The organism is Kribbella sp. NPDC051936, assembly GCF_040680955.1.
Lineage (GTDB): Bacteria > Actinomycetota > Actinomycetes > Propionibacteriales > Kribbellaceae > Kribbella.
The window spans coordinates 162,306-175,409 of sequence record NZ_JBFAXS010000011.1 but is presented as its reverse complement, the minus strand read 5'-3'; the positions used below and the strand labels follow the sequence as shown (position 1 = coordinate 175,409).

Annotated in this window: 13 protein-coding genes; 9 read left to right on the top strand and 4 right to left on the bottom strand. The window is 69.0% G+C overall.

The genetic code is table 11. From position 1 onward, the window contains the following. Positions 1–14 precede the first annotated feature (14 nt). From AB0L64_RS35150 to AB0L64_RS35140, 3 genes are all read right to left on the bottom strand, one after another. On the bottom strand, positions 15–1,013 hold the full coding sequence (locus AB0L64_RS35150) for a LacI family DNA-binding transcriptional regulator (protein WP_363717316.1): 999 nt from the start codon (positions 1,011–1,013) through the stop codon (positions 15–17). A 69-nt stretch (positions 1,014–1,082) separates the two neighbouring features. After that, entirely contained in the window at positions 1,083–2,021 is a 939-nt protein-coding gene (locus tag AB0L64_RS35145) for a ribokinase (protein WP_363717315.1), read from the bottom strand. After that, positions 2,018–2,680 (bottom strand): SIS domain-containing protein, encoded by a 663-nt coding sequence (locus tag AB0L64_RS35140; RefSeq protein ID WP_363717314.1) that lies wholly within the window; start codon positions 2,678–2,680, stop codon positions 2,018–2,020. Before AB0L64_RS35140 ends, AB0L64_RS35145 begins: the two co-directional genes overlap by 4 nt. A 231-nt stretch (positions 2,681–2,911) precedes the next feature. Here AB0L64_RS35140 and AB0L64_RS35135 point away from each other — a divergent pair, with 231 nt between their 5' ends. The 5 genes from AB0L64_RS35135 to AB0L64_RS35115 all read left to right on the top strand — a co-directional run bounded on the left by AB0L64_RS35135 (position 2,912) and on the right by AB0L64_RS35115 (position 9,085). Continuing rightward, a complete protein-coding gene (locus AB0L64_RS35135) occupies positions 2,912–4,273 on the top strand; it encodes a sugar ABC transporter substrate-binding protein (RefSeq protein WP_363717313.1) in 1,362 nt (453 codons plus the stop codon). Between the two features lie 65 nt (positions 4,274–4,338). Further along, positions 4,339–5,226, top strand: a complete 888-nt coding sequence (locus AB0L64_RS35130) for a sugar ABC transporter permease (RefSeq protein ID WP_363717312.1) — start codon at positions 4,339–4,341, stop codon at positions 5,224–5,226. Further along, the gene (locus AB0L64_RS35125; RefSeq protein WP_363717311.1) at positions 5,216–6,013 is read left to right on the top strand and encodes a carbohydrate ABC transporter permease; all 798 of its coding nucleotides are present in this window, start codon (positions 5,216–5,218) and stop codon (positions 6,011–6,013) included. Before AB0L64_RS35130 ends, AB0L64_RS35125 begins: the two co-directional genes overlap by 11 nt. Positions 6,014–6,022: 9 nt before the next feature. Beyond that, positions 6,023–7,048 (top strand): glycoside hydrolase family 172 protein, encoded by a 1,026-nt coding sequence (locus AB0L64_RS35120; RefSeq protein ID WP_363717310.1) that lies wholly within the window; start codon positions 6,023–6,025, stop codon positions 7,046–7,048. 3 nt (positions 7,049–7,051) lie between these two features. Then, the gene (locus AB0L64_RS35115; protein ID WP_363717309.1) at positions 7,052–9,085 is read left to right on the top strand and encodes a DUF4185 domain-containing protein; all 2,034 of its coding nucleotides are present in this window, start codon (positions 7,052–7,054) and stop codon (positions 9,083–9,085) included. On the opposite strand, the gene AB0L64_RS35110 is transcribed toward AB0L64_RS35115, so the two are convergent. Then, on the bottom strand, positions 9,082–9,747 hold the full coding sequence (locus AB0L64_RS35110; protein WP_363717308.1) for a maleylpyruvate isomerase family mycothiol-dependent enzyme: 666 nt from the start codon (positions 9,745–9,747) through the stop codon (positions 9,082–9,084). The two genes, AB0L64_RS35115 and AB0L64_RS35110, sit on opposite strands and share 4 nt — an antisense overlap. 62 nt (positions 9,748–9,809) lie before the next feature. Between AB0L64_RS35110 and AB0L64_RS35105 the strand changes: the two genes are divergently transcribed. The 4 genes from AB0L64_RS35105 to AB0L64_RS35090 are packed head-to-tail and all read left to right on the top strand — an operon-like array spanning position 9,810 to position 13,056. Then, on the top strand, positions 9,810–10,397 hold the full coding sequence (locus tag AB0L64_RS35105; RefSeq protein WP_363717307.1) for an ABATE domain-containing protein: 588 nt from the start codon (positions 9,810–9,812) through the stop codon (positions 10,395–10,397). Positions 10,398–10,407: 10 nt separating this feature from the next. After that, positions 10,408–11,091: a VOC family protein gene (locus AB0L64_RS35100; protein WP_363717306.1), complete on the top strand. Its 684-nt coding sequence runs from the start codon at positions 10,408–10,410 to the stop codon at positions 11,089–11,091. Next, positions 11,088–12,161 carry a succinyl-diaminopimelate desuccinylase gene (gene dapE / locus AB0L64_RS35095; protein ID WP_363717305.1) on the top strand — a complete coding sequence of 358 codons (1,074 nt, stop codon included), beginning with the start codon at positions 11,088–11,090 and terminating at the stop codon, positions 12,159–12,161. The genes AB0L64_RS35100 and dapE overlap by 4 nt, the downstream gene beginning before the upstream one ends. Positions 12,162–12,198: 37 nt before the next feature. Beyond that, entirely contained in the window at positions 12,199–13,056 is an 858-nt protein-coding gene (locus AB0L64_RS35090) for a TIGR00730 family Rossman fold protein (RefSeq protein ID WP_363717304.1), read from the top strand. Positions 13,057–13,104 lie beyond the last annotated feature (48 nt).

The window sequence follows — 13,104 nt, the reverse complement described above, 5'->3', positions numbered from 1 at the left end:
AGGCCGATGGGTAGCTACTTCTTGGGGGCGGAAGTGGCCCGGATGTGGAGCTCGGTGCGCAGGGTGACGGTGGACGGCGGGCGGCCGGGGGAGGCGGTCCGGTCCTTCAGCAGCAGGCCGGCGGTGCGGCCGAGTTCGTACGTCGGCTGGGCGACCGTGGTCAGGCTGGGGACGACCAGATCCGCCCACGGGATGTCGTCGAAGCCGACGATCGCGATGTCGTCGGGTGCCCGCAAACCCTTGCGCGCCAGGCATTCCAAAGCACCGACAGTCATCAGGTTGTTGGTCGCGAACAGCGCCTCGGGCGGATCGGCCAGCTCGAGCAGGCTCTCCATCGCGGCGTACCCGCCGGCCTCGCGGAAGTCGGCGTGCCGGACCAGGTCCTTGTCGTAGCGGATCCCGGCCGCCCGCAACGCCGAGCGGTACCCGGCGAGCCGGTCCATCGCCGTCGAGACCTTGCGCGGGCCGGTGATACAGGCGATCCGCCGATAGCCGCCGTCGATCAGGTGTTTGACGCCCTCGAAGGCGCCGTGCTCGTTGTCGACCAGCACCGTGTCGGCCTCGACGCCCTCGACGCGGCGGTCGATCATCACCATCGGGATCTTCGCGTCGGCGAGCAGATGCACGCCCTCGGCGGTCGACGTCGGGGAGATCACCACCCCCGCCATCTGGTCGGTCAGCACCGCCGACGCGTACGCCGCCTCCTTCGCGGCGTCCTCGTCGGAGTTGCAGAGCACGACGTGGTACCCCTCGGTCTGCGCCACGTCCTCGAGCCCGCGGACCAGCGAGGTGAAGAACGGGTTCTCGATGTCGGAGATGACCACGGCCCACAGGTTCGTCGACGACTTCCGCAGGTTCCGCGCGACGCCGTTCGGCCGGTAGCCGAGCTCCGCGACCGCGGCCCGGACCTTCTCGGACAGCTCGGGATCCACGTTCCGCCGGCCGCTCAGCACCCGGGACACCGTCGCCGGTGACACGCCCGACCTACGCGCGACGTCGTAGATCGTCGTCATACCCGCTCCCCGCTGGAGATCCGATGGTCGTCTGGATCGCACTCTAACTCCGATCCGACCGAAAGGATCTCATGAGGCGGAGGTTGCGCCGTCCAGCAGTGCCAGCGCTGCCGCGTGGGAAGGCGCCGAGTCCGCGGCGCCGTTCACAGTGGTCGACAGGGCACCGGCCGCGTTCGCCAGCCGTACGGCGTCCACCAGGCCGGCCCCGTGTGCGAGGGACGCGGCCAGCGATCCGCAGAACGCGTCCCCGGCACCGACCGTGTCGATCGTGTCGACGTCGTGGGCGGCGATCCGTTCCTCGAACCCGCCGGCCCGGTCCAGTACGTAAGCACCCCGGGACCCCAGCGTCACCACGCAGGCGCGCAGGTCCCAGTCCTCGGCGAGCTTGCGGGCGATCATCGGCACCAGCGACTCGTCGTCGCAGTTCAGCCCGGTGAGGGCCGCCGCCTCCACCTCGTTCGGCACCAGGATGTCGACGCACCCGGCCAGTGTCGGGTCGACCGGGCCGACGGGGGCCGGGGTGAGGATCGTCGTGACGCCTGCGGCCGAGGCGAGCCGGAGGGCGGTCTGGCTGGCCTCGACCGGGAGCTCGAGCTGCACGCTCAGCACCTTGCTCGACGTCAGCACCTCGCGCGCGGCCTCGACATCCGGAGCGGTGATCGCCGCGTTCGCGCGGGACACGATGATGATCGAGTTGCCGCCGTCGGGCAGCACCAGCGGCAGTCCCACGCCGGTCCCCAGCGACGGGTGCCGCACGACCCACGAGGTGTCGACCGCGTTCGCCGCCAGCAGTTCGAGGAACTCCTCGCCGTACCGGTCCTCGCCGATCGTCCCGACGATCGCGGTCCGGGCGCCCATCCGGGCCGCCGCGATCGCCTGGTTGACGCCCTTGCCGCCGAGGAACTCCGCGAAGCCGGTGCCGTGCAGCGTCTCGCCCGGCAACGGCCGCCGCTCCGCCGACGCGACCAGATCCTTCATGAACGATCCGAGCACGCACACCTCCGTCATGCCTGGTCCTCCAGCAGACGCTTGCCCAGGGCACCGGACGGGTGGAAGCGCGCGAAGTCGTGCTGACTGAACTCCCGCAGGACGACAAGAGCGCAGGCCAGCGCGTCGCCCATCGCCAGGGAGGCCGTGGTCGACGCGGTCGGCGCCAGGTTCAACGGGTCCGCCTCACGGAGCACCATGGTGTCCAGCGTGTACGTCGCCAGCTGCGCCAGGGTCGACTCCTCGCGGCCGGTCATCGCGATCACCGGGATGTCCCGCTGCCGCAGCATCCGCACGAACGCGCACACCTCGGCCGTCTCGCCGGACGCCGACAAGGCCAGGACGAGGTCGCGTGTCGTGACCGCCCCGGAGTCCCCGTGCAACGCGTCGCCGGAGTGGATGAACGTCGCCGGCGTCCCCGTACTCGCCAGCGTCGCGGCGATCTTGCGGCCGACGAGGCCGGACTTACCGAGGCCGGTCACCACCAGGTGACCTTCACAGCGGGCGACCGCGGTCAGGACCTCCAGGAAGACCCCGTCCAGCCGGTCGGCGAGCGCCGACACGGCCGCGGCCTCGGTCTCGATGGCGTCCCGCGCCGCTTGCAGTCCCCGTGCCACCAGGTCCCTGGACAGCTCGTCGGCCGTGCGGTGGGCGGACGCACGGTTCGGCACAACTGGCATCCCAGCGCCTCTCATCTCAGAAATCGATTTCCGCAGATTAGGCAGCGGGGCCGGGACGTGTCAACGTCTGCGCGCAGGTCGAATCCCTTGTGTGCAGGCGGGAATCCGGCGAGTTGACCACATCGGCACCCCGTCGCCCCTTGACCGGCATGGCGGCTACTCGTAAATTGCGAGAAATCGATTGCCCTCGAAAATACGGCTCGACCGTTCGAGACACCCCCTGGAGCACTGATGGCCGCAACACCGTCCCCTGCCAGGCAGTTCAGCCGCCGGTCCGTCCTGCGCGGCGGGCTCGGCGCCCTCGCCGCGTCCGCGACCGGCGTCCCGTTGCTGTCCGCCTGCGGCGGCAACTCCTCCGGCGGCGACGCCAAGGAGATGTCGTTCTGGAACTTCTACGGACCGTCCGACGACCAAGGTCCGCAGAGCAAGTGGTTCGTCGACACCGTCGCGGAGTGGAACAAGAACAACGACGTCAAGGTCAAGCTGCGCTACATCCCTGGCAAGGACTACCTGAACGGGACCACGCTGCAGACCGCGTTCCAATCGGGACAGGGTCCGGACATCTTCCTGATCAGCCCCGGCGACTTCCTGCGCTACTACAACGGCGGCGTCCTGCAGGACCTCGGGTCCGCGCTGCCGGAGGAGTCCAAGAAGGACTACCTGCCCGGCCTGCTCGAGGCCCGCAGCGTGGACGGCAAGGTCTACGGCCTGCCGATGGAGATCGAGCCGCTCGCGCTGTACTACAGCGAGGCCGCGTTCGAGAGCGCCGGCCTGTCCGAGGCGGACCTGCCGAAGACCTGGGACCAGACCCTCGCCGTCGCGCAGAAGCTGACCAACAGCAAGCGGTACGGCGTGATGTTCGAGACGCTGCCCGGCTACTACCAGAACTTCACCTGGTACCCGTTCCTGTGGCAGGGCGACGGCAACGCGATCAAGGACGGCAAGGCAGCCTTCGACTCGCCCGCCGCCGTGCAGGCGCTGCAGTTCTGGGGCGAGACGATCAAGAACAAGGTGGCTCCGCGCAAGGCGCTCGGCGACGGCGGCGGCGACGTGGTGTCGAACCTCGGCTCGGGTGCGGCGGCGATGCAGCAGAGCGGAATCTGGGCGGTCGCCGACCTGCGTGCGAAGGCGAAGAACTTCAAGTACGGCATCATCCCGCACCCGACGCCGGACGGCGGCAAGCCGGCCACCGACCTCGGCGGCTGGGCGTTCGTCGCGAACTCCAAGGGCAAGAACCCGGAGGCCGCGGCGAAGTTCATCGCCTGGGCGCTCGGCTCGACCGACGCGGCCGGTGTCGAGCGGCAGCGGCAGTGGAACACGGTCGTCAAGACCAACGTGCCGCCGCGCAAGTCCGTGCAGGACGCCGCCGACGCCAAGGGCGCGTTCGGCGAGGGCGTGCTGAAGAAGTTCGTCAGCGAGATCGCGCCGACCGGCAAGCCGGAGCCGCGGTTCCCACCGGAGGTGTACCAGCCGATCGCGGACGCGATCCAGGCCTGCCAGCTGAACGCGGCCGATCCGGCCAAGGCGGCGGCCGACGCGGCCGAGAAGATCGACACGTTCCTGAAGACCTACCAGGGCGCGCCGATCAGCTGATGGTGACCACAACCGCTCCTCCGTCCGAACCCAGGGCTCGCGTGCGGGCGTTGCCGAAGGCGGGGATGACGAGGAAACGGCGCGAGGCGCTGGCGGCGTACGCCTTCCTCGCGCCGGACACCCTCGGCCTGCTGATCTTCGTCGCGATCCCGATGGTGCTCGCCTTCGGCGTCGCGTTCTTCAAGGTCGACGGCTTCGGCAACTACCAGTACGTCGGTCTGGCCAACTACAAGCTGATGGCGGGCGACGACCAGCTGTGGGCGTCGTTGAAGGTCACCGCGACGTATGTGGTGACGTTCGTGCCGATCGCGTTCGTGGTGAGCTTCGCGCTGGCCATGCTGGTCCGCAACCACTTCAAGGGCATCGGCTGGGTCCGGTCGGCGTTCTTCCTGCCGAACGTGGTCAGCCTGGTCGTGGTCGGCCTGATCTGGCAGTTCCTGCTCGTCGACAAGCGCGGCGCGCTGTCCAAGCTCCTGGCGCCGCTCGGCCTCGGCGACGTGTCGTTTCTCGGGACGCCGTCGCTCGCGCTCGGCACGTACGTCGTGATCAGCGTCTGGTTCCTGATGGGCTACCAGATGCTGGTGTTCCTGGCCGGCCTGAAGGACGTGCCGAAGGAGCTCGAGGACGCCGCGGCCATCGACGGTGCGGGCCCCTGGCAGCGATTCCGGTACGTGATCTGGCCGCTGCTGCGCCCGACCAGCTTCTTCGTCGTGGTGAACTCGACGATCGGCGCGGTCACCGGCCTGCAGGCGTTCGACCTGGTCTTCGTGCTGACCAAGGGCGGTCCGGCGCGGGCGACCAGCACGGTCGTGCTCTACATCTACGAGCAGGCCTTCACCTTCAACAACATGGGGTACGCCGCCGCGCTGACCACCGTGGTCGTCGCGATCCTCGTCGTCTGCACCGGCCTGATGTTCGGCTTCACCCGAGGAGGTCGCTTCGATGAGGATTAGAGTCCTGCCGATTGTCGCGCACGTTCTCGCGGTGATCGCGATCCTGCCGCTGCTGTGGATCCTGATCAGTGCGCTGAAACCGGCCGAGGACGTGTTCGACTTCGGGTGGCCGGCGCACTGGACGCTGGACAACCTGCAGTACGTCCTGCTGAAGATCCCGATGCCGCGGTTCATGCTGAACTCGGCGATCGTGTCCGTGGCGGTTACCGTGATCGCGCTGTTCTTCCATTCGATGGCGGCGTACGCGCTGGCCCGGCTGCGGTTCCCGGGACGCGGGATCATCTTCTCCGGGATCATGTCGACGCTGCTGGTGTCGCTGCCGGTGATCCTGGTGCCGCTGTTCCTGGTGGCCAAGCAGCTCGGCCTGCTGGACAGTTACGCCGGCCTGATCGTGCCGAGCATCTTCCACGCGTTCGGGATCTTCCTGCTCCGGCAGTACTACCTGAACATCCCACGGGAGCTCGAGGAAGCGGCCGACCTGGACGGCTGCGGGTACTGGCGGCGGTACTGGAGCGTCATCCTGCCGCTCAGCCGCCCGGTTCTCGCGTCGCTGTCGGTGCTGTTCTTCCTGGCCAACTGGAACGCGTTCCTCTGGCCGCTGACCATCACCCGCAACCCGGACCTGCGAGTGATCCAGCTCGGCGTCTCCGGCATGCAGGGGCAGTACGCCTCCGCGTGGAACCTCATTCTCGCGGCCGCGGTGATCGCGGCCGTCCCGACGGTCGTGGTGTTCGTCGCGGGCCAGCGCCGGCTGGTCGACGCGATGAAGACAACCGGCCTCAAGTGAAAGGCTCACATGTACGGCGACTACGGGAGCAGTCTGCGTGATCTGCCTCGATTGCGGGACTCCAAGCGCCGCAGGGCGTCCAGCTGGGACCGGACCGGTGGGAACGACGACCGGCTGACTATCCGCCCCGGTGAGACCGCCGTACTCGCGGACCTCGAGGGACCGGGATCGATCAACCACATCTGGTGCACCGTCGCACGGGACAGCCCGTGGGGGCCGGACGAGATGGACGGCGACTACCTGCGGAAGTTGATCCTGCGCATCACCTGGGAGGACTCCGACCAGCCGAGTGTGCTCGTGCCGCTCGGCGACTTCTTCGGGGTCGGGCACGGGAAGACCGTCAACTTCGTGAGCGCGCCGCTGCAGATGAGCCCGCAGGACGGGAAGGGCTTCAACTGCTGGTTCCACATGCCGTTCGCGTCCCGTGCACGTCTGGAGATCGTGTCCGAGCTGTCCGCGGCGCCGGTGTTCTTCTACTACTACGTCGACTACGAGCTGTTCGACGGCGCGCAGGACGGGCTCGGGTACTTCCATGCGTCGTACAACCGGCAGCACCCGACCGACGGCGTACTGCAGGGCTCCGAGACGCTGCGGCAGTACCAGGTGGAAGGCACCAACCTCACCGGCGACGGGAACTACGTCGTGCTCGACACCGAGGGCAAGGGGCACTACGTCGGCTGCGTGGTGAGCATCCGGAACCTGCGTGAGTCGGCCGAGTGGAACTGGTACGGCGAGGGCGACGACATGATCTTCATCGACGGCGAACCGTTCCCGCCGTCGCTGCACGGCACCGGCACCGAGGACTACTTCAACACCGCGTGGTGCCCGAGCGAGGCGTACTCGGCGCCGTACCACGGGATCACATTGCCCGGCGGACCCAACTGGAGCGGGGAGATCTCGCTGTACCGCTTCCACATCGAGGATCCGATCACGTTCTTCCGCAGCATTCGCGTGACCATCGAGCACGGTCACGCCAACAAGCGCAGCGACGACTGGTCGTCGGTCGCGTACTGGTACCAGACCCTGAAGGGATAGCTCATGAAGCGTGGGGCCTTGCTTGCTGTCCTCCCGCTGGTCTTCGGATCGGCGGTGCTGTTCACTCAATCCTCTGATTCCTCGCCGGCTCCGGTCGCTGCCTCGGCCGGGATCGGCACCGCTCAGGTGGAGTCGAAGGGCACGCCCAGCCCGAGCGACGGCGACCTGTGGCCGTCCTGCTGGGCCGGCAACGACAAGTTGTACGCCGCGAACGGCGACGGCAAGGGATTCAGCCTCGACGGGGACTTCGCCGACATCGCGGTCAGCGAGATCACCGGTACGCCGGGAAACTTGTCCGGGGCAACGATCTCGAAGGGCGACCAGGTCGGGTCGATCTGGAGCGGCGCGGGATACAACCGCAAACCCACCGGGATGGTGTGCGTCGGGGACACGATGTACCTCGCCGTCCAGGACCTCGCGCTGGACTTCAACGACGTACCGGCGGCGACGATCCTGAAGTCGACCGACCACGGCCGGACCTGGACCTGGGACAAGTCGAAGCCGATGTTCGCGGACCACGTTTTCACCACGATCTGGTTCGCGGACTTCGGGCGCGGCGGGGCGCTGGCGCCGGACGGATACGTCTACGCGTACGGACTGGACGGGAACTGGCGGGACTCGTTCGACGACACCGTCGCCGATCCGCAGTCGGTGTTCCTGGCGCGGGTGCCTCGTGGAAGCGTCCAGGACCGCGGCGCGTGGAAGTTCTCCACCGGCGCCGGATGGTCCTCGAAGATCGCGGACCGCAAACCGGTGCTGACCGACACGCGGCGGTTGTACGCGCAGACGTACGGGACGAACGCGTCCAACCTCAGCGTGATCAGCCAGGGCGGTGTGACCTACCTGCCCGCGCAGAAGCGGTACGTGTACACGTCCTGGACGGAGTACACCTTCGAGTTCTACGAGTCGCCGACCCCGTGGGGACCGTGGAAGCACTTCCTGAGCAAGGACTTCGGCGGGTACCCGTGGTCGACCTCGAAGTACGGCGGGTACGGCGTCACGATCCCCTCGAAATTCGTGCAGCCCGACGGCAAGACGATGTACGTCCAGGCGAACGTCTGCCCGTGCGGCGGTGGCGGGATCGGTACGTCGGTCTACAACTTCAACCTGCGCAAGCTGGTGCTGACGCCGTCCGCCGGTACGCCGGCCTCGAACCTGCCCGGGCCTGAGAACCTCGCGACGACCGGGGCCGTGGCGATCTCCAAGTCGACGCAGTCGGGGAGTCTCGCGCTGATGAACGACGGCGCTCGTACCGGGAGCGAGTCGGACTTCGACGACGAGGTCAAGGGCGCGTCGTGGTGGGGCTACGAATGGCCCGCGAAGTACAGGGTGAACAACGTCGAGTTCACATCCGGCGCGGTCTCGGCGGAGGGCGGCTACTTCACCGGCCGGCCGCGGGTGCAGGTGCGCCAGAACGGGCAGTGGGTCGAGGTCGGGTCGCAGACCGTGTCCCCGGCGTACCCGGGTGACGCGTCGGCGGGCGCGAACACGACGTACACGATCACCTTCCCCGTGCAGGAGACGGACGGGGTCCGGGTGATCGGTCTGCCTGGCGGAACGCGGTCGTACTCGACTGTTTCCGAGCTGGCGGTCCGTTACGTCTCGCAGCTCGCCGACGGCGGATTCGAGGGCACCGGCGGCGGCAGGCCGGCCTGGCTCTTCGAAGGCACGGCGGCCAACGGCGTCGACCGCGGCCTCGGCTTCGCACACTCAGGCGCCAACAACGGCTGGATCCGCTGCACGTGTACGGGCTGGAGCGCGCTTTACCAGACCGTCCCCGTGGTCCCGGGCGCGACGTACACCTTCGGCTCCTGGGTCAACGCGTCGGCGAACCTCCCCGCCGATCAGGGCCGCTTCGGCGTCCGCGCCGGGACACAGGACCTGGCGAGCAAGACCTTCGGCGCCGGCACCGGTTACGTGCACCACGAGGTCACCGTGAAGGTTCCGGCCGACGTCCACGAGTTGACCGTCTACGCAGGTTTCAACGCGCCGAACAAGGACACCTGGATCCAGGTGGACGACTTCACGGTCAGCTAAGGCCAGGGGAGGAGCTCCGGTGCCGGGCCTGTGATCGGGCCCGGTGCCGGCCGGCCGGCGTACCAGGCGGTGAGGTCGGTGAGTGCGCCTTCGAGGGTGACGGTCTCGCCGGCGCCGTCGTCCCAGGTGACGGTGGGGGACTTCAGGACCAGGTGGACGTCGTCCGGGGTGCGCGGGCGGAGGAAGTCGAGCAGGTGCAGGCAGAAATCTTCCGACCACGCGGCCGGCGTGATGCCGAGGTCGAGGTCCGCGGTGTGGATGGTGAGCTCCCGCCAGGTCGCCTGCAGGCCGGCCGAGAGATTGCTGTTGCGGTGCAGGATCGGGAGCGGCCAGTCGGTCGGGCCGACCTTGTCCCACGCCTCGAGCAACGCGGTCACGGCCTGGTTCAGGTGTGCTTCGAGCTCCGCCGCGGAGCGGTCCGCGCCGGCCTCGATGGCGGCGTCGCGCGCGGGGCGGCCGCCGTCGTACACCTCGACGAGCCGGCCCTGGAGTGCCTCCTCGACCTGCCGCGTCATCGCCTCGGAAAAGTTCGCGATGTGCGTGATCACGTGCCCGCGGGACCACCCCGGCAGCACCGAGTCGCCGCGCGCGGCGGCGTCGTCGAGATGTGCCGTCACTGCGAGCAGTTGGTGGGCGGTCGCACGTACTTCGTTCAGGGCCACAGCCGCGACCCTAAGCGATGGATTCACATGGCAGCAAGCGGCTTTCCCATTAGAATCCCCGGATGAACAACCTGGCCTTCGCCCTGGCCGCCACGATCAAGCACGACGGGCACGGCGGAATCGCCGACCTGTTGTCCACCCCGGAGGAGGCGGCCGTCTGGCTGGCTGACCACGCGGAGCTCGTCGCTGAGGTGCTCGGGCGGCGGACCGGGCCCGCCGCCGTGGAGGCCTGGCCGGAGCTGGTGGGGATCAGGCGGGCGGTGCGGGCGCTGTTCGCCCGAGCGGTGGCGCCAGGAGCGCCGAGCAAGGCCGACGCGGACCGGTTGATGGATGCGGACGCGGCGGTCCGGATGGTGAACCGGGCGGCAGACCGGTTGGGGAGCGAGCGGCTCGAGTGGCCTGCGGGCGGCGAACCCGTCGTACGGCGGGTCGCGCGCACCGAGGATCCCGTCGCGCTGGTGACCGGCGCCGTCGGGCGGTCGGCGATCGACTTCCTGGCGGGTCCGGACCGGGACCGGCTGCGGGCGTGCCCGGCGGCGCGGTGCGTGAAGTACTTCCTGCAGGACGATCCGCGGCAGACCTGGTGCTCGCCTGCCTGCGGAAACCGGGAACGCGTCAATCGCCACTACCGCAGGCGCACCGCCGGATAGCCTGGTCGTCATGACCATCGCGCGTTTCAAGGACCTCTGCGTCGACGTGTCGTCGCCGAGCGAGATGGCCGCGTTCTGGGGCCGGGTGATCGGCCTCACGACCCCCGCCGACAACCCGAACGTCCTGGTCGGCGACGCCCCGGAGAAGACCGTCTGGATGTGCACGGTCCCGGAGAGGAAGACCGTCAAGAACCGGGTCCACCTGGACGTCGTCACCGGCGCGGTCGCGGACCTGAAGCGGACGGGTGCGGCGGTGCTGACCCCGGCGAGCGAGCAGCAGCAGTGGACGGTGCTGACCGATCCGGAGGGCGGCGAGTTCTGCGGGTTCGTGCGCGAGACCGTCCCGGCGTACCGGCTGATGGAACTCATCGTCGACTCGGCCGATCCGGAGGCACAGGCCCGGTGGTGGGCGGGCGTGGTCGGCGGCGAGTTCTCGACCCGCCCGGGCCGGCCGTACCACTGGATCGAGAACGTGCCCGGGATGCCGTTCAAGTACTGGGTCTTCGTGCCGGTCCCGGAGCCGAAGACGGTGAAGAACCGCGTGCACTGGGACGTCACCGCCCCCGCCCTGCAGCCGGTCCTCGACGCGGGTGCGACACTGCTGCGGCCCAAGGACGACGAGATCGGCTGGCACGTCTGCGCCGACCCCGAGGGCAACGAATTCTGCGTGTTCCTGCCCCCGGAGGCCTCATGACCAAGCTGGATCTGTCCGCGTCCGCGTCCGCGTCCGACCTGACCGAGGCGCTGGTCAACATCTCCTCGGTCAGCGGCACCGAGGAGAAGCTCGCGGACAAGGTCGAGAAGGCGCTCTCGGCGTACCCGCACCTGAAGGTGTTCCGGCACGGCAACACCGTCGTCGCCCGCACCGACATCGGCCGCGCCGAGCGCGTCGTCCTGGCCGGCCACCTCGACACCGTGCCGCTCAACGACAACCTGCCCGCGCGCCGCGCCGACGGCCTGATCCACGGCCTCGGCGCCTGCGACATGAAGGGCGGTGTCGCGGTCGCGCTCCGGCTCGCCGCGACCCTCGACGCGCCGAACCGCGACGTCACCTACGTGTTCTACGACTGCGAGGAGATCGAGGCCGAGCGGAACGGCCTGTTCAAGCTGACCCGCTCGAACCCCGAACTGCTCGAGGGCGTGTTCGCGGTCGTGCTGGAGCCGTCCAACGCGGTCGTCGAGGCCGGCTGCCAGGGCACGATGCGGATCGAGGTCAGCACCCGCGGCGAGCGCGCGCACTCGGCCCGCTCGTGGATGGGGTCGAACGCGATCCATGCCGCGGGCGAGGTGCTCGCCCGGCTCTCGGCGTACGAGCCGCGGCGGGTGCCGATCGACGGCCTGGAGTACCGCGAGGGGCTGAGCGCGGTCGCGATCACGGGCGGCGTCGCGGGCAACGTCGTACCGGACCTGTGCACGGTCACGATCAACTACCGGTTCGCGCCGAACCGGTCCGAGGCGGAGGCCGAGGAACACCTGCGCGAGGTGTTCGAGGGGTACGACGTGGTCGTCACGGACTCCGCGCCGGGCGGACTCCCAGGGCTCGAGCGGCCCGCCGCGGCGGCGTTCCTGCAGGTGGTGGGCGGGGAGCCGCAGCCGAAGTTCGGGTGGACGGACGTGGCGCGGTTCACGCTGCTCGGCGTACCGGCGGTGAACTACGGCCCCGGCGACCCGCTGTACGCGCACAAGCAGGACGAGTTCGTGCCCGAGGCGGAGATCGAGCTGTGTGAACAGCGGCTGAGGAGTTGGTTGACAGACCGCGCGTAGCCGGGCCGGGCTACCGCCCAGGCAATAACCTGGAGGCATGTCAGAACCATCGATCCACCCCGACCGTCCGGTCGGCCAGCAGCAGCGCGGGCCGATCGTGATGCGGCGCAAGCAGGTGCAGCACTCCACCTCCGAGCAGCGGCTGCTGGACAGCCGCGGCCCGTCGGACTGGGTGCACACCGATCCCTGGCGGGTGCTGCGGATCCAGTCGGAGTTCATCGAGGGGTTCGGCATGCTCGCCGAGCTCGGCGCCGCGATCAGCGTGTTCGGCTCGGCCCGCACCAAGGTCGAGGACCCGATGTACGCCGCCGCCGAGGAGTTCGGGCGGAAACTGGTCGGTGCCGGGTACGCCGTGATCACCGGCGGCGGGCCGGGCGTGATGGAGGCCGCGAACAAGGGCGCCTCCGAGGCCGGCGGCGTGTCCGTCGGGCTCGGCATCGAGCTGCCCTTCGAGAACGGCCTCAACGAGTGGGTCGACATCGGCATGAACTTCCGGTATTTCTTCACCCGGAAGACGATGTTCGTCAAGTACGCCCAGGGGTTCGTGGTGATGCCGGGCGGGTTCGGCACGCTCGACGAGATGTTCGAGGCGCTCACGCTGGCGCAGACCCGGAAGGTCACGTCGTTCCCCGTCGTGCTGTTCGGCACGTCGTACTGGGGCGGCCTGGTCGACTGGCTGCGCACCACGATGCTCGAGGACGGCAAGATCTCGGCCGCCGACCTCGACATGTTCATCGTCACCGACGACGTCGACGAGGCGATCAGCTACATCGTCAAGTCCGGCGAACTGGCCGACGAGGCCGCCGAGGAGGCCGCCGAAGCCGCCGCCCGCGAGGTGGCCGCCGCCAACGATCCGGCCCGCCGAGCCCACCGCCTGGGCTCCGACGGGAGCTGAAATCCTGGGCGACTTCGCGGTTGACTCGCCCGGCATGGCACGATCGGT